We start from the raw sequence: 14,945 nt of genomic DNA, 5'->3' as shown, positions 1-14,945 counted from the left end.
GTCTGGAAGTCCGCAACGCGAACAGCGACGGACGAACGACGCAAGAGGTTGAACTTTTGACGCAGCCGATCGGGCTCAGGAGCAGCGTGCGCCTGCTGTCCCCGCCGACGTTCTGGCGGTGCGAGCCGAGCTGGACGTGGGTGTCGCGACCGCTCGGCGACCACCTGCTGTGGTGCGTGCTGGACGGGATCGGCCGGCTGGAGCTGGACGGGCGGGTGAAGGAGCTGACGCCGGGAAGCTGCGCGGTCTTCGCTCCCGGCGACGCGCCGACGGCCGGTCACGACCCGAAACGCCGCCTGCTCGTCTTCGGCATGCACTTCGAGCCGGTGGACGAAGCGTGGAGTACGCCGGAGGTCGTACCGGCAGTCCGTTGGGGAGAGGCGCAGGATCGAGTCCTGCTCGGCGCTCTCGCCAAGGCGGCCGATGCGGCGTACAGACGGCAGGACGGGTTGGGCCTCAGGCACGCTGAACTTTGCCTTGAGCAACTACTTGCCGCGGTCTGGGAAGCCGCCCACGACAAGGGCCGGACGGCGGGCGACCACGTCGTCGACGACGTGGCACAGGCGATCCGGCAAGACCCGGGGCGGGAGTGGTCGGTGGCGGAGATGGCGCGCGAAGCCGCGCTGTCGCGGGCGCAGTTCACCCGCCGGTTCGTGGCCCGGCACGGGCAGGCGCCGGCGCAGTTCCTGATCCAGGCGCGGATCGACCGCGCCCACCAGTTGCTGACCGAGAGCGGGATGACGGTGACGCAGACGGCCGCCGCGCTCGGTTACACCGACGTGCCGTATTTCAGCCGCCAGTACAAGCAACGCACCGGCCGGTCGCCGAGCGACGACCGACCGGTGCGGTAAGGCTCAGGTGCGGTAGGGCTCAGGCCCAGCTGTCCTTCCAGCCCTCGATCTCCGTGGCCGGGCGGGTGGCCGGGCCGGAGTAGATCGCCGAGGGGCGGATCAGGCGGCCGGTGCGCTTCTGCTCCAGGACGTGGGCGCTCCAGCCGGCGGTCCGGGCGCAGGTGAACATCGACGTGAACATGTGCGGCGGGACCTCCGCGAAGTCGAGCACGATCGCGGCCCAGAACTCCACGTTCGTCTCGAGCACGCGGTCCGGGCGCCGTTCGCGCAGCTCGGCCAGGGCGGCCTTCTCCAGCGCCTCGGCGACCTCGTAGCGCGGCGCGTCCAGCTCGCGCGCCGTACGGCGAAGGACGCGGGCGCGCGGGTCCTCGGCGCGGTAGACGCGGTGGCCGAAGCCCATCAGGCGTTCGCCGTCGTCGAGCAGGCCCTTCACGTACGCGCGGGCGTCGCCGTTTTTCTCGACACCCTCGATCATCGTCAGCACCCGCGCCGGGGCGCCGCCGTGCAGCGGGCCGGACATCGCGCCGACCGCACCGGACAGCGCAGCGGCCACGTCCGCACCGGTGGACGCGATCACGCGGGCGGTGAAGGTCGAGGCGTTCATGCCGTGCTCGGCGGCCGACGTCCAGTACGCGTCGACGGCCTTGACGTGCTTGGGGTCGGGCTCGCCGCGCCAGCGGATCATGAACCGCTCGGTGATCGTCGTGGCCTTGTCGACCTCGCGCTGCGGGACCATCGGCTGGCCGATGCCGCGGGCGGCCTGGGCGACGTACGACAGCGCCATCACCGCGGCGCGGGACAGGTCGTCGCGGGCCTGGACGTCGTCGATGTCGTACAGCGGCCGCAGGCCCCAGGCGGGCGCCAGCATCGCCAGCGCGGACTGGACGTCGACCCGCACGTCGCCGGTGTGCACCGGCAGCGGGAACGGCTCGGCCGGCGGCAGGCCCGGTGTGAAGGCGCCGTCGACCAGCAGGCCCCAGACGTTCTCGAACGGCACCCGGCCGACCAGATCCTCGATGTCGACGCCGCGGTAGCGCAGTGCCGACCCTTCCTTGTCCGGCTCGGCGATCTGAGTGTCGAACGCGACGACTCCCTCGAGGCCGTGCTGGACTTCGGTCTTCGGATCTGACATCAGCCTGTGACTCCCTTGTCTCGATAGGCGCTCCGGCAGCATAGTTCGCCGCCTCGCCGCGCGGACAGATCTGTGACCGGTTCGGCGCCTACCCTCGACGGATGAACCCGAAAGCATTGATCGGCGTAGTGGCCGGGATCCTGCTCGGCTGGTTGACGGTGGCGCTCGGCTCGTACGCCGGGACCGAGCTGTACACGCGGCGGCTGCAGCGGTTCGACGACGCGCAGTCCGAGACGCTGCCCTGGCTGCTGCTGCTCGTGGTCATCGGGCTGGTGCTGGGCGGCCTGATGTCGATCCGGTCGTTCGGCTCAGGCGTGATGGCCGGGACCGGCCTGCTGATGACGGTCGCCGGCGTGGCCGTCCAGGTGCTGCCGATCAGGTCGGTGATCGACCTGATCAAGGTGTTCGAGCTGCCGGGCGTGAGGTACCGCGGGGGAGGAGGCCTCCTGCTGGTGGACGGCGCGCTGGTGGTGCTCGGGATCGTGCTGCTGGTGGTCGGCGTACGGCGGATGGCGACCGACTCGAAGCGCGAGATGCCGCGGGCCTACCTGGACAGCCAGGCCCAGCCGGGCCTCCACCCGGGTCAGTACCAGCCTGGCCAGTACCAGCCCGGTCAGTACCACCCGGGCCAGCAGCAGCCAGGCCAGCAACAGCCGGGCCAGCAACAGCCGGGCCAGTACCACCCCGGCCAGCAGCGACCGGGCAACACCTTCCCCGGCTCCCAGGACCGCCCGCACTAGGCTCAGCGGTGTGGACCTAGCAGAGATGCGGCAGACCTACGGCCTCGGTGAGCTGCTCGAGGAGCAGGTGGACGCCGATCCGATCAAGCAGTTCGGGCTCTGGCTCGCCCAGGCGACCGAGGCCGGTCTGACCGAGCCGAACGCGATGGTGCTCGCCACCGTCAACTCCGAGGGCCGCCCCTCGGCGCGGACCGTGCTGCTGAAGGGCCTCGACGAGCGCGGCTTCGCCTTCTACACCAACCAGCAGTCCCGCAAGGCCGACGACCTGGCCGCCAACCCGGCCTGTGCGCTGGTCTTCCCCTGGCACGCGATGGAACGCCAGGTCCGCGTCGAGGGCACCGCGACCAAGCTCCCCGCCGAGGAGGTCGACGCGTACTTCGCCAGCCGCCCCCGCGGTTCGCAGCTGGGCGCCTGGGCCTCGCAGCAGTCCCAGCCGGTCGAGTCCCGCGAGGAGCTGGACCTCCAGTACACGTCGTACGAACGCCAGTGGCCCGAGGGCACCGAGATCGCCACCCCGTACTTCTGGGGCGGCTACCGCATCGAGCCCACCGCCTTCGAGTTCTGGCAGGGCCGCACCGGCCGCCTGCACGACCGGCTGGCCTACCGCCGCCAGGGGACTACTTGGGAGCTGCTCCGGCTCCAACCGTGACCCTCGGCTGTTCGGCCGGTTCCTCGTGGAAGCCGTGCCGCTGCCACCAGCGGGCCAGGGGAGCGGGGGCCCACCAGTTCGCCTTGCCCAGCAGGCGCATCGTCGCCGGCACCAGCAACGCCCGTACGACGGTCGCGTCGAGCAGGATCGCGATCACCAGGCCGACACCGATCATCTTGACGAACACGATGCCCGACGTCGCGAACGCCGCGACCACGATGATCAGCAGCAACGCGGCGCTGGTGATGATGCCGCCGGTCCGCTGCAGCCCGAGCGCGACGGCCTGGGTGTTGTCGCCGGTGCGGTCGTACTCCTCGCGGATCCGGCTGAGCAGGAACACCTCGTAGTCCATCGACAGCCCGAACAGTACGGCGAACAGCAGCACCGGGTTCGTCGCGTCGAGGAAGCCCGCCGGCGTGAAGTCGAGGAACCCGGACAGGTTCCCGTCCTGGAAGATCCACACCATCGCCCCGAACGACGCGGACAGCGACAGCACGTTCATCAGCAACGCCTTGGCCGGCAGCACCAAGGAGCCGAAGGCAACGAACAGCAGCACGAACGTGATCAGCACGATGAACCCGGCCATCCACGGCGCCCGTTCCGCCAGTACGTCGAGCAGATCCACCAGAGCGGCGGTCTCCCCACCGACCTCCACCGAGGTCCCCGGCGGCGGAGCCACAGCACGCACCCCGTGCACCACGTCCCGAGCCGGTAGCTCCTGTGCCGTGTAGTGCGTGTGCACGACCACGGACGCAACGCCGTCCGCGGACCCGCCGACCCGAACGCTCTCCACAGCACCGACCCGCTGCAACGAGGCCACGTACCCGCCCAACGCGGCAGCAGCATCAGCAGGCGGCGACGCGAACCGCACAGCCACCAGTACGTCGGACCCGCCGGCCCCCGCGAAGTCCCGCTGCAGCGTCTCGGTCACCTCGCGACTCGCAGCCCCGTCCGGCAACGCCCGGTGGTCCACTCCGCCGAATTGCGCTTGCAGGAAAGGGATTCCGAGCACGAGCATCAGCGGCACCAGCACCACGACGTACCGGACCGGGCGCCGCATCACGCTCTGCGCCAGCCGGTACCAGGCGCCGTGATCCGAAACGCCGGTATGACGGCGGAAGACCGGCAGCCGCAGCTTGTTCACCCGATGCCCCAGCACCCCCAGCAGCGCGGGCAACGCGGTGAGCGCGGCAACCATCGCGACCGCGACGGCCGCCGCGCCGCCGTACGCCATCGAGCGCAGGAACATCACCGGGAACAGCACCAGGCTCGAGATCGCCACACCCACAGTGATCCCGGAGAACGCGACCGTCCGCCCGGCCGTGCTCATCGTCCGGACCAGCGCGGCCTCGACGTCGTCGCCGGCCGCGAGCTGCTCGCGGAACCGGGTGACCACGAACAACGCGTAGTCGATCGCCAGCCCGAACCCGATCATCGTCACGATGTTGATCGAGAACACCGACACGTCGGTGACCAGGCTCAGCCCGCGCAGCACCACGAACGCGCCGAGGATCGACAGCCCGCCGACGAACAGCGGCAGACTCGCCGCGACCAGACCGCCGAAGACCACGACGAGCAGCACCAGCACGATCGGCAGCGAGATGGTCTCGGCCTGGAGGATGTCGTGCTCGGTCTGGGTGTTCACCTCGTCGAAGACCGCGGTCTCGCCGCCGACCTGCACGTCCAGCCCGGCCGGCGCCGTCCGGACCGCGTCGGCGATCTTGTGGAACGACTCGAGACGCTGCTCGGGATCGGCCCCGGCCAGCGTCAGTACGGCGTACGTCGTGCGCCGGTCTGTTGCGACAAAGGCCGGCGAATCGGTCGACCAGTACGTCGCGCTGCTGACCACGTCCTCACGCGGCAGCCCGTTCAGGTGCTTCTCGACGCTCTGCCGGTACGCCGGATCAGCCACGGTCAGCTCGGAGCCGCGGTAGAGCACGATCACGTCGGTCCCGGTCCGGCCGACGGTCTGCTCGATCGTCTTCACCGCCCGGGCCGCCTCGGTGTTCGGCGCCTCGAACCCGCCGTTGGCCAGCGAGCCGAACACGCCCGTGCCCCAGACCAGGGCGGCCAGCACGAACACGCTGGTCAGGGCGAGGACCAGGCGGCGGCGTCGATACGTGAACCGTCCGAGCGTCTCGAACACAGGACCCCTCCCGAGGGCGTACATTGAACAGTGATCGCAGTAGTGAACACCGTTAACTGTTAACGGTGTTCACCAGGTTGTCAAGGGAGATCAGGTGGAAACGAGACGGGATCGCCAGCGCGCCGCGACGGTCGCCGAAATCAAGGCGGCGGCCCGCAAGCTGCTGGTCGAGGGCGGCGCGAGCGCGGTCGGCCTGCGCGCGGTCGCCCGCGAGCTCGGCCTCAGCGCCCCCGCGCTCTACCGCTACTTCGCGAGCCACGAGGACCTGATCTCCGCCGTCGTCGCCGACCTGTACGACGAACTGACGGCGTACCTGGTCGCCGAGCGCGACACGAGCGGCGACCTGGGCGAGCAGCTGTTCCTGGTCGCCGGCGGACTCCGGACCTGGGCGCTGAAGCACCCGGCCGAGTTCGGTCTGCTGTTCGGTGCCCCGGCGCCGAACCCGCTGACCGAGGGCCACGACCTGACGCCCAGTCATCAGGCGGCGATGCGGTTCGGGGCGGTCTTCGAGCAGCTGGTCGTGCAGGTCTACCGGCAGCAGCCGTTCGCCGGTCCGTCCGCGACGCTGCTCGGCCCGGAGCTGGTCACGCAGCTGGGGCAGAGGTCGGAGATCTTCGGCGAGATGCCGCCCGGCGCGGTCTACCTGTCGCTGACCTACTGGACCAGGCTCTACGGCCTGATCTGCATGGAGGTCTTCGGTCAGCTGCACTGGGCGCTGGACGACGCCGGCGCGTACTTCGACGCGCAGCTCCGGGAGATCGGCGAGGCGCTGGGTCTGGACTGCCCGCCGGCCCAATGAAACCGGCGCAGTAAAAAAGACCCGCAGACACTTCCACCGACACGACCGGGTGGCCGAACGCTGGGCCAGGCGGACTTTCCTGGCTGTCTGCGGGTCCGGTGGCAGGCGTTGAATTGCCTGACCACGTAGCCCACGTGCTGCTAGTGGTTGACGGTCAGACCGCCGCCACCTCACGAGTCCGGTTGCACATCATGCAAGGACCACCTCCCTTCGCGTGTACTCAGAACTTACGTCGCGAGGCAGGCACGTTCAACCAGTTTTCGCTGACGGACGAACGCGGTTCGTGGTCCCATAAGAAGCATGATGGCCAAGCCGATGTCCGCGCTGCCGTCCCACCTCGAGCTCGTCCAGGGCGTCGTGCTGCCGAAACCGGTCGGCGCGGATCCCGTCCTGGACTTCCTCAACACCCGGTCGGACTGGACCGACCGGGGGCCGGCCCGCACGGAGTGGCTGACCAGCTTCGAGGCGCTGGCGATCTGGACCGGGTACGTCGGCCTGCTCTCCGACGCCGGGGTCTTCCGGCTGATCGAGCTGGCCGCCGGCCGTCCGACCGACGCGGCCCGGCGGTTCGAGGCGGCGCTGGAGTTCAGAGCCGACCTGTACGACGTACTGACCGACTCCACCGCGACGTCGTCGTTCGCCGCGGTGGAGCGGGTGGTCGCCCGCGCCACCGCGCACCGGCGGCTGCTGCCGATGCCGACCCTGCACGGCCTCAGCGCGAACTGGGACCTCCCGGAGGATCTCAACCTCCCGCTGGATCACCTGGCGCTGCTGGCCGCCGACCTGCTCACCGGTTCGTCGCGGGCGCACGTCCGGCGCTGCCCGGGCGACGCGTGCGGCTGGCTCTTCCTCGACGCCCGCGGCCGCCGCCGGTGGTGCTCGATGGCCACCTGCGGCAACCGCGCCAAGGTCCGGGCCCACGCGGCCCGCACCCGCTAGAGGTCCCGCAACGTCCGAAGAATCCGTATGCGTCCGAAGAACCGAGCGCTATAGCCTCGCCTTCTTCGGACGCTAGCGCTTTCTTCGGACGTTAGGGCCGCCCGTACGTCTCCAGCAGCCGCAGCCAGATCTCGTTCACCGTCGGGTACGCCGGTACGGCGTGCCAGAGGCGGTCCAGCGGGATCTCGCCGACCACCGCGAACGTCGCCGCCTGCAGGAGATCGCTGACCTCCGGCCCGACGAACGTGACGCCGAGAACCACCTTGCGGTCCTCGTCGACGATCATCCGCGCCTTGCCCTTGTAGCCGTCCTGCCGGACGCTCGCCCCGGCCACGTTGCCGAGCTCGTAGTCGACCGTCCGCGTGGTGTACCCGGCCTCGCGCGCAGTCTTCTCCGTGTGCCCGATCGACGCGACCTCGGGATCCGTGAACGTCACCTGCGGCACGGCCTCGTGGTCGGCCGTCGCGACGTGCGTGCCCCACGGCTGGTCCGACACCGGCTTGCCGTTGGCCCGGGCGGCGATCACGTCACCGGCGGCGCGCGCCTGGTACTTGCCCTGGTGCGTGAACAGCGCCCGCTTCGTCACGTCGCCGCCCGCGTAGAGCCAGTCGAACCCCTCGACCAGCAGCGTGTCGTCGGTCGGCAGCCAGTCGCCCGGCGTCAGCCCGACCGTCTCCAGCCCGATGTCGTCGGTCCGCGGATGCCGCCCGGTCGCGACCACGAGCTCGTCGGCCTCGATCGTCCGCCCGTCCGACGTCTCCACCGACACCGTGCCGCCAGTACGCCGTACGCTCTTCGTCCCGGTCTCGGTCAGCACGGTCGCGCCCAGCTCGCGCAACGCGTCGCCGACCATCTCGCCCGCGAACGGCTCCAGCGAGGTCAGCAGCTTGCCGCGCGCGATCACCGTGACCTCGGTGCCGAAGCCGGCGTACGCCGTGGCCATCTCGACCGCGACCGTGCCGCCGCCGATGATCACCATCCGGTCCGGCACGGACTTGGCGCTGGTCACCTCGCGACTTGCCCACGGCTCGGACTCGTGCAGGCCGTCGATGTCCGGGATCACCGGGTCGGAACCGGTCGCCACCAGCACCGCGTGCCGGGCCGTCAGCACCGTCGTACCGCCGTCCGGTCCGGTCACCGTGGCCTCCTTGACGCCGGACAGTCGCGCGTGACCGCGGACCAGCGTGATGCCGGCGCCGTCGACCCACTTGACCTGGCCGGCGTCGTCCCAGTTGCTCGCGAACGAGTTCCGCCGGTCCAGCACCGCCTGGACGTCGAGCTTGCCGGTGACCGCCTGGGCCGCGCCGCCGACGTGCTGGGCCGCGCGCAGCACCTGGCCCGAGCGGAGCAGCGCCTTCGACGGCATGCAGGCCCAGTACGAGCACTCGCCGCCGACCAGCTCGCTCTCGACCAGCGCGACCGTCAGCCCACCCTGCACGGCGCGGTCGGCCGCGTTCTCGCCGACAGCTCCGGCGCCCAGCACGATCAGGTCGTACTCCGTCGTCTCCATGCCCCCTGCATATCACCCGTCCCGGCGCCCGATCGGTAACTTCCGCCGCCACCCGTGCATCTAGTTCGTAACCGGTAATCCGAGGGGGTGGGTCCTGTGCGAAGAGTCGCGCTGACAGTGGTGGCCGGAGTGGTCGCGTCGCTGGGGGTGGTGGGCCCGGCCCACGCGGCGGGCATCGTGATCAGCAACGTGAAGGTCGCGTGGTCCAGTGCCGCGCACACCCACGTCCGGGTGACCTGGGAGGAGAGCGACCCGACCGGCAACCGGGTCTTCCCGGAGTACCCGTGGACCACCGGTGACGGCAGGGAGCTCAAGACGGCCGACCCGAACCAGGTGGACTTCCCGGTGTCGGAGTTCTACGCCTCCCCGGAGGTCCGGATGAACGTGTTCGGCATCACCGACGCGGGCGTGAACACCGCCGGGCTGGTGTCCTCGGAACCGTTCGACGCGATGCCGAAGCCGGTCCCGGTGATCGACGACGTCGTCGCCGTCAACGGCACCTACACGATGCGCTGGCACTCCGCGCCGGCTCCGGCCGACGAGAACCCGGGCGACCCGCTCGACCTGCCGAACGCTCCGCACAACTACCAGGTGCTGGTGCGCCCGACGCCGATCACCGCGTGGGCCCTGGTCGCCTCGACCGGCGCGGCGGCCACGGCCACGTTCCGGACGCAGGGAGCGCCACCGTTCACCGTCGCGACCCGGGACAACAACGAGTGGCCCCGCCAGCCGGAGGCGCTGTGGACCGAGTTCTACAGCGGGAGGCTCGGCCCGGCCTCGGTGCCCACCTCCACGACGTACGGGCAGCCGACTGTGATCACCGGCCGGTTCGACCGGATGGGCCGCGCCTGCCAACCGGAGAGCTGCGTGACGACGCCGATCGGTGACATCCCGCGCACGGCCGTCCTGCAGGCGAGGGCCAACGCGGCCTCACCCTGGTACGCCGTGGGCTCGACCTCGACCTACGACAGCGGGTCGTTCCGCTTCGCGCCGGTGGCATGGGGGACCCGGGAGTACCGCGTCGCGGTGCCGGACCGCTTTGCCGGCAACAACTTCTCGGTCGGAGCGATCGGTACGACGTCCGCGACCACGCTGACCCGGCCGAAGGTGCTCGCGTCGTTCGCGGCTCCCGCGGTGAAGCTGGGCCAAGCCGCGCGGGCACGGATCTCCGTGTCGCCGGCGGCGAACGTGCGATCGACTCTGCAGCGCTGGGACGGCACGGCCTGGCGGGACGTCAAGTGGGTGGACCTGAAGAGCGGCTGGGGCGACTACACGTTCGCCGCGACCCAGCGTGGCTCCTACGCCTACCGCTTCCTGGTGCCGTCCTTCACGTACGCCGGCCGCCTGCTGGCCTGGCAGGTGTCGCCGACGTTCGTGCTGACCGCTAGTTGAACAGGGCTGGGTCGACGGCGATCCAGGTGTGCCGGGCGCGGGCCAGGATCCGTCCGTCGGAGTCGTAGAGCGTCGTGGCGGTGAAGGTCTTGCGGCCGGACTCGCCGAGGTGGCGGCCCATGATCACGCAGGGCTCGCCGAGCTGCGGCTGCGCGTCGAGGCAGGCGGTCATCTGACCGAGCACGGACGGCCGCCCGTCCAGGTCGATGCTCCAGCCGCCGGGGCAGTCGAGGGCGGCCCAGAGGTGGACCGGCGCGACCAGGTCATGTGTGCCCGCCAACTCGGCCGCGGGCGTCCAGGTGCAAGCGGTCCGGCCGTCGCCGAGCAGCCCGGGTCGCAGGCGCAGGCCGTGCTTGTTGTCCGGGCCGCAGGCGTAGCAGCCAGGAAACGGGTGGTTCTCGAGTCCCCGGTACGACGCCTCGGCCGCGAGCGCTTCGTCGTACTGGACCGGGTCGATCGCCGCGTCGTCGAGCACGTCGACCGACACCGGCTCTGCTTCCGCGACCACCGCGCCGTCGGAGGCCCGCAGGAACGCGCTGCCCTCGGAGGTCGTCAGGTCGAGGTCGGTCTCGAGCGGTGGCGGCATCCGCAGCGTGACCTGCGGGACAGCGTCGTCGGACGTGCCCAGGCGGGTCCCGATCAGGCCGGCCGTGTAGCCGCCGTTCGCGGACCTGTCCGGGCCCCGGAAACGCCGTTCGATCCGCAGCACCTCGTGCGCACTCATGCTCCCCGACCCTAACTGTCTGTCCGCTCTGTGGGACTCGGGGTCCCGGAACGGCCCGAAACGGGGTCGCGGATCTGCACAGTGAAGGGTTTTCCCGCGTTCCGGCAGATTTACTGCTCCGACCACTCTCATTCAAACGTCCGTTTGAACTATGCTGACTGCAGGCTACGGCGCGTGAGCAGGTGGGGTGCCTGCGCGAGCGGTGGCCGGGGGGAAGGAGAACTCTGTGGAAACACCACCCGTGGAATCGACCCGGGAGCGGTTGCTCAACATCGCCGAGCAGCGGTTCGGTGAGGGCGGCTACGAAGGTACGTCGCTGCGCGCGATCACGGTCGCCGCGGCCGCCAACATCGCGGCGGTGAACTACCACTTCGGCTCCAAGGAGGCCTTGCTGCGGGCCGCGGTGGCGCGCGCGATGGCGCCGGTCAACACCGAGCGGCGCCGCCGGCTCGACCAGCTCGAGGCGAGCGGGCAGCCGACCGCCGAGCAGCTGATCAGGGCGTTCATCGAGCCCGGGCTGGACCTGGTCCTGCGCCGGGGGGAGCGGGGCGCGATCGTGGCCCGGTTCATCGGCCGGGTCGCGTTCGACCCGAGCCGCCGGATCCGGGAGCTGTACGCCGCCGAGGCGGACCCGGTCGAGGCCCGTTACCTGGCGGCGCTGCAGCAGGCGTTGCCGAGAGCGGCGCCGGAGTCGGTCGCGTTCGGCTACGTCAACATGCTCGGTCTGCTCGCGCTGCACCAGTCGCAGGCGCTGTCACGAGCCCCGGGCACCGAGGACGTCGACGACGCCAGTAGGTTGGCCGAGAACCTGATCGCGTTCCTGGTGGCCGCCTTCGACCGCGGCCTGCGCGCCTGACCCGACGAACCGTGGACGACGGCCCGTCGCAGCAGGCGAAAAGCGGCGGGCCAGTAGGTCCACTGGTCTGGCCAATGCTGTCCATCAACTGCTCACGGATGTTCGAACCCCCGGGTAACGCTGCATAATGGCGCTCCGTGGAGCCCTGTGAAGTCGTGGTGGCCGTCGATCTCGGTGGAACCCGGATGAAGTGCGGCCTGGTCGCCGCCGACGGTGCCGTGCTGCACCGCGAAACCCGGTCGACGCCCCGCGAGGCCGGCGCTCGCGCAGTGCTCGACGCCCTGCTGGAAACCGTCGTCGAGCTGAGCCAGAAGGCCGCCGCCGACGGGCACCGGGTCCGCGCGGTCGGTGTCGTCGTACCGGGCATCATCGACGCCGAGCAGGGCACGGTCAGCGCCGAGAACCTGCTCTGGGTGAACACCCCGGTCCGCGCCGAGATCCAGGCCGCGCTCGGCCCCGACCACCAGGTCCACCTGGCGCACGACGTCCGCGCCGGCGGCTACGCCGAGCTGCGCCAGGGCGCGCTCCGAGGCACCACGAACTCACTCTTCCTCCCGCTCGGCACCGGCATCGCCGCCGCGATGTTCGTCGACGGGTCCCTGGTCAGCGGCGACGGGTACGCCGGCGAGCTCGGCCACACCCGGTTCGTGCACGGCGAGGCCGCCGAGCTCTGCGCCTGCGGCCAGTACGGCTGCCTCGAGACGGTCGCCTCGGCGGCCGCACTCGCCCGCCGGTACGGCGTCCGCACCGGTCGCGTGGTCGACGGCGCTCGCGAGGTCCTGGAACTGCTGGCCGAGGGTGACGCCGACGCCGCGATCGTGTGGGAGGACGCGCTGGCCGCGCTGATCGACGCGCTCGTGCTCTACACGACACTGGTCGCGCCGACCCGGATCGCGATCGGCGGCGGACTGGTCGGAGCAGGGGAGACCCTGCTCGCGCCGTTGCGGGCCGGGGTGCACGAGCGGCTGACGTTCCAGCGCGAGCCGGAGATCGTCGCCGCGGAGCTCGGCGAGGAGGCCGGCTGCCTCGGCGCCGCGCTGCTGGCCTGGGACCGGGTAACTGTGGACGAGAGCGGGGAGCAGACCGAATGACGACGTACAGGGTGGGCCGGCTGGTGACGCCGGACGACGTCCTGGAAGCCGCGTGGATCCAGATCGAGGACGGCGACATCATCGCCTTCGGCCGCCGGTCCGAGGGCATGCCGGCCGACGGGCTGCGGCCGCAGGACCTCGGCGACACCACCGTCGTCCCGGGGTTCGTCGACATCCACACCCACGGTGGCGGCGGTTCGACGTACTCGACGACCGATCCGGACGAGGCGCGCAAGGTCGCGGCCTTCCACGCCGGGCACGGGACCACGACGACGATGGCCAGCCTGGTCACCGGGCCGCTGGACGAGCTCGTGTCGCAGACCGCCTGCCTGGCCGACCTGGTCACCGACGGCGTGATCGCGGGCGTTCACCTCGAAGGCCCGTTCCTGTCGGCGGCGCGGTGCGGCGCCCACGAGCCGACGCTGCTGCGCGACCCGGTCGAGGGTGACGTCGCCAAGGTGCTCAGCGACGCGGTGAAGATGGTGACGATCGCGCCGGAGCTGGAGCACGGGCTGGACGCGATCCGTCAGGTCGTCGACGCCGGAGTGGTCGCCGCGCTCGGGCACACCGACGCGACGTACGAGCAGATGATCGCCGGGGCGGACGCCGGGGCGACGGTCGCGACCCATCTGTTCAACGGGATGCGGCCGTTCCACCACCGCGACCCCGGGCCGGTCGGTGCCGCGCTCAACGATCCGCGGCTGCTGCTCGAGGTGATCAACGACGGGATGCACCTGGACCCGCAGGTGGTCCGGGTCGCGCTGGCCGCGGCCGGGGTGAACCGGATCGCGCTGATCACCGACGCGATGGTCGCCACCGGTATGCCCAACGGGCGCTACCTGCTGGGCAGCCTCGAGGTCGACGTGAAGGACGGGCTGGCCACGCTCGCGCACGGCTCGCACTCGATCGCGGGCAGCACGCTGACCATGGACGTTGCCTACCGCAACGCGGTGAACGCCGGCGTCTCGCTGGTGGATGCGTCGCGGATGGCGTCGACCACGCCGGCCGAGGCGTTCGGCTGGTACAACGTCGGCGGCATCGAGACCGGCAAGCGCGCCGACCTGGTCGTGCTCGACGACGACTACACCGTGCAGAAAGTGATGCGCCACGGTGAGTGGCTCGACCGCGAGCCCGCCGAAGCATCCCGCCCCGCGGAAGCCTCCCGCCCCGCCGATGCCGGCGCAGCCGGCGAGCCCGGCTGATGATCGGAACGGTCACCCTCAACCTCGCGCTCGACGTCACCTACGCCGTCGACGAGCTCGTGGTCGGCGGCAGCCACCGCGTCGGCGAGATCCGGGTGCGGGCCGGAGGCAAGGGGGTGAACGTCGCCCGGGTCGCCGCGACCCTCGGCCACCAGGTCCTCGTGCTCGGCTTCGTCGGTGGCGTCACCGGCGAACAGGTCGCCGAGGAGCTCTTCGACGCCGGACTGACCTCGCTGCTCACCCCGATCAAGGGCGAGACCCGTCGAACCGTTGCCATCGTCAACGGTGTCGACGGCGACGCGACGATCTTCAACGAAGCCGGTCCGGCGGTCGCCGCCGACGAGTGGCGGGCGCTGACCGAGCGGATGCCGTGGCAGCGGCTCGGCGTACTGGCGTGCTCGGGCAGTCTGCCGCCCGGTCTGCCCGCCAACGCCTACTCCGAGCTCGCCACGCTCGCGTGGCAGCGCGACGTACGGACTGTGATCGACACCGGTGGCCAGGCGCTGCTCGCGGCCGCCGAAGCCGGCGCGGTGGTTCGCTCGAACGCGGCCGAGCTGCGGGAAGCCCTCGGTGACGACCTGACCGTCGAGGACGGCGCCCGCCGGCTGGTCGACTTCGGTGCGACCGCCGCCGTGATCACCGACGGTCCGCGCGGCATGGTCGCCGCGAGCCGGGACGGTGTCTGGCGCGCGGACCCGGTCGAGCGCGTGGCCGGAAACCCCACGGGTGCAGGGGATGCGTGCACCGCCGTCGTCGCCGCCGCGATCGCCGAGTCGGCCCAGCCCGACTGGCCGACGGTCCTCAAGTCCGCGGTGGCCGCGTCGGCCGCCGCCGTCCTCACACCGGTTGCCGGTGACATCGACCTTGCGGCGTACCGGCGGTGGCAGCCGCAGGTCGTCGTTCGATAGGAGAAG

Annotated in this window: 14 protein-coding genes; 10 read left to right on the top strand and 4 right to left on the bottom strand. The window is 71.0% G+C overall.

What is annotated here, in order from left to right; translation table 11 throughout:
- Positions 1-86: 86 nt before the first annotated feature.
- Positions 87-851 carry a helix-turn-helix domain-containing protein gene (locus tag ACLQ2O_RS23465; protein WP_425834828.1) on the top strand — a complete coding sequence of 255 codons (765 nt, stop codon included), beginning with the start codon at positions 87-89 and terminating at the stop codon, positions 849-851.
- Positions 852-870: 19 nt separating this feature from the next.
- Here the strand turns inward: ACLQ2O_RS23465 and ACLQ2O_RS23460 are convergent, their stop codons facing one another.
- A complete protein-coding gene (locus ACLQ2O_RS23460; RefSeq protein WP_425834826.1) occupies positions 871-1,983 on the bottom strand; it encodes a citrate synthase 2 in 1,113 nt (370 codons plus the stop codon).
- A 101-nt stretch (positions 1,984-2,084) separates the two neighbouring features.
- Between ACLQ2O_RS23460 and ACLQ2O_RS23455 the strand changes: the two genes are divergently transcribed.
- The gene (locus ACLQ2O_RS23455) at positions 2,085-2,723 is read left to right on the top strand and encodes a hypothetical protein (protein ID WP_425834824.1); all 639 of its coding nucleotides are present in this window, start codon (positions 2,085-2,087) and stop codon (positions 2,721-2,723) included.
- A 10-nt stretch (positions 2,724-2,733) separates the two neighbouring features.
- The gene (gene pdxH / locus ACLQ2O_RS23450; protein WP_425834822.1) at positions 2,734-3,372 is read left to right on the top strand and encodes a pyridoxamine 5'-phosphate oxidase; all 639 of its coding nucleotides are present in this window, start codon (positions 2,734-2,736) and stop codon (positions 3,370-3,372) included.
- On the opposite strand, the gene ACLQ2O_RS23445 is transcribed toward pdxH, so the two are convergent.
- Positions 3,341-5,518, bottom strand: coding sequence for an MMPL family transporter (locus tag ACLQ2O_RS23445; protein ID WP_425834820.1), 2,178 nt, complete (start codon positions 5,516-5,518; stop codon positions 3,341-3,343). The genes pdxH and ACLQ2O_RS23445 overlap by 32 nt on opposite strands.
- A gap of 94 nt (positions 5,519-5,612) precedes the next feature.
- On the opposite strand from ACLQ2O_RS23445, the gene ACLQ2O_RS23440 reads away from it, so the two are divergent.
- Both ACLQ2O_RS23440 and ACLQ2O_RS23435 read left to right on the top strand, forming a co-directional pair.
- Positions 5,613-6,317: a TetR/AcrR family transcriptional regulator gene (locus tag ACLQ2O_RS23440; RefSeq protein ID WP_425834818.1), complete on the top strand. Its 705-nt coding sequence runs from the start codon at positions 5,613-5,615 to the stop codon at positions 6,315-6,317.
- A 300-nt stretch (positions 6,318-6,617) separates the two neighbouring features.
- On the top strand, positions 6,618-7,256 hold the full coding sequence (locus ACLQ2O_RS23435; protein ID WP_425834816.1) for a CGNR zinc finger domain-containing protein: 639 nt from the start codon (positions 6,618-6,620) through the stop codon (positions 7,254-7,256).
- Between the two features lie 91 nt (positions 7,257-7,347).
- Here ACLQ2O_RS23435 and ACLQ2O_RS23430 read toward each other — a convergent pair whose 3' ends face one another.
- Positions 7,348-8,766, bottom strand: coding sequence for a dihydrolipoyl dehydrogenase family protein (locus ACLQ2O_RS23430; RefSeq protein ID WP_425834814.1), 1,419 nt, complete (start codon positions 8,764-8,766; stop codon positions 7,348-7,350).
- 96 nt (positions 8,767-8,862) lie between these two features.
- Here ACLQ2O_RS23430 and ACLQ2O_RS23425 point away from each other — a divergent pair, with 96 nt between their 5' ends.
- Positions 8,863-10,158: a hypothetical protein gene (locus ACLQ2O_RS23425; RefSeq protein ID WP_425834812.1), complete on the top strand. Its 1,296-nt coding sequence runs from the start codon at positions 8,863-8,865 to the stop codon at positions 10,156-10,158.
- Here the strand turns inward: ACLQ2O_RS23425 and ACLQ2O_RS23420 are convergent.
- Entirely contained in the window at positions 10,151-10,882 is a 732-nt protein-coding gene (locus tag ACLQ2O_RS23420; protein WP_425834810.1) for a hypothetical protein, read from the bottom strand. The genes ACLQ2O_RS23425 and ACLQ2O_RS23420 overlap by 8 nt on opposite strands.
- 226 nt (positions 10,883-11,108) lie before the next feature.
- Here ACLQ2O_RS23420 and ACLQ2O_RS23415 point away from each other — a divergent pair, with 226 nt between their 5' ends.
- The 4 genes from ACLQ2O_RS23415 to ACLQ2O_RS23400 all read left to right on the top strand — a co-directional run bounded on the left by ACLQ2O_RS23415 (position 11,109) and on the right by ACLQ2O_RS23400 (position 14,939).
- On the top strand, positions 11,109-11,738 hold the full coding sequence (locus tag ACLQ2O_RS23415; RefSeq protein WP_425834808.1) for a TetR family transcriptional regulator: 630 nt from the start codon (positions 11,109-11,111) through the stop codon (positions 11,736-11,738).
- A gap of 137 nt (positions 11,739-11,875) precedes the next feature.
- Positions 11,876-12,829, top strand: a complete 954-nt coding sequence (locus tag ACLQ2O_RS23410; protein WP_425834806.1) for an ROK family protein — start codon at positions 11,876-11,878, stop codon at positions 12,827-12,829.
- A complete protein-coding gene (gene nagA / locus ACLQ2O_RS23405) occupies positions 12,826-14,031 on the top strand; it encodes an N-acetylglucosamine-6-phosphate deacetylase (protein WP_425834804.1) in 1,206 nt (401 codons plus the stop codon). Before ACLQ2O_RS23410 ends, nagA begins: the two co-directional genes overlap by 4 nt.
- Entirely contained in the window at positions 14,031-14,939 is a 909-nt protein-coding gene (locus tag ACLQ2O_RS23400) for a 1-phosphofructokinase family hexose kinase (RefSeq protein ID WP_425834802.1), read from the top strand. Before nagA ends, ACLQ2O_RS23400 begins: the two co-directional genes overlap by 1 nt.
- The last annotated feature ends 6 nt before the right edge of the window (positions 14,940-14,945 follow it).

It is taken from the genome of Kribbella sp. DT2, from assembly GCF_049844575.1.
Lineage (GTDB): Bacteria > Actinomycetota > Actinomycetes > Propionibacteriales > Kribbellaceae > Kribbella.
The sequence above is the reverse complement of the archived record's forward strand: the minus strand, read 5'-3'. Positions and strand labels throughout refer to the sequence as shown.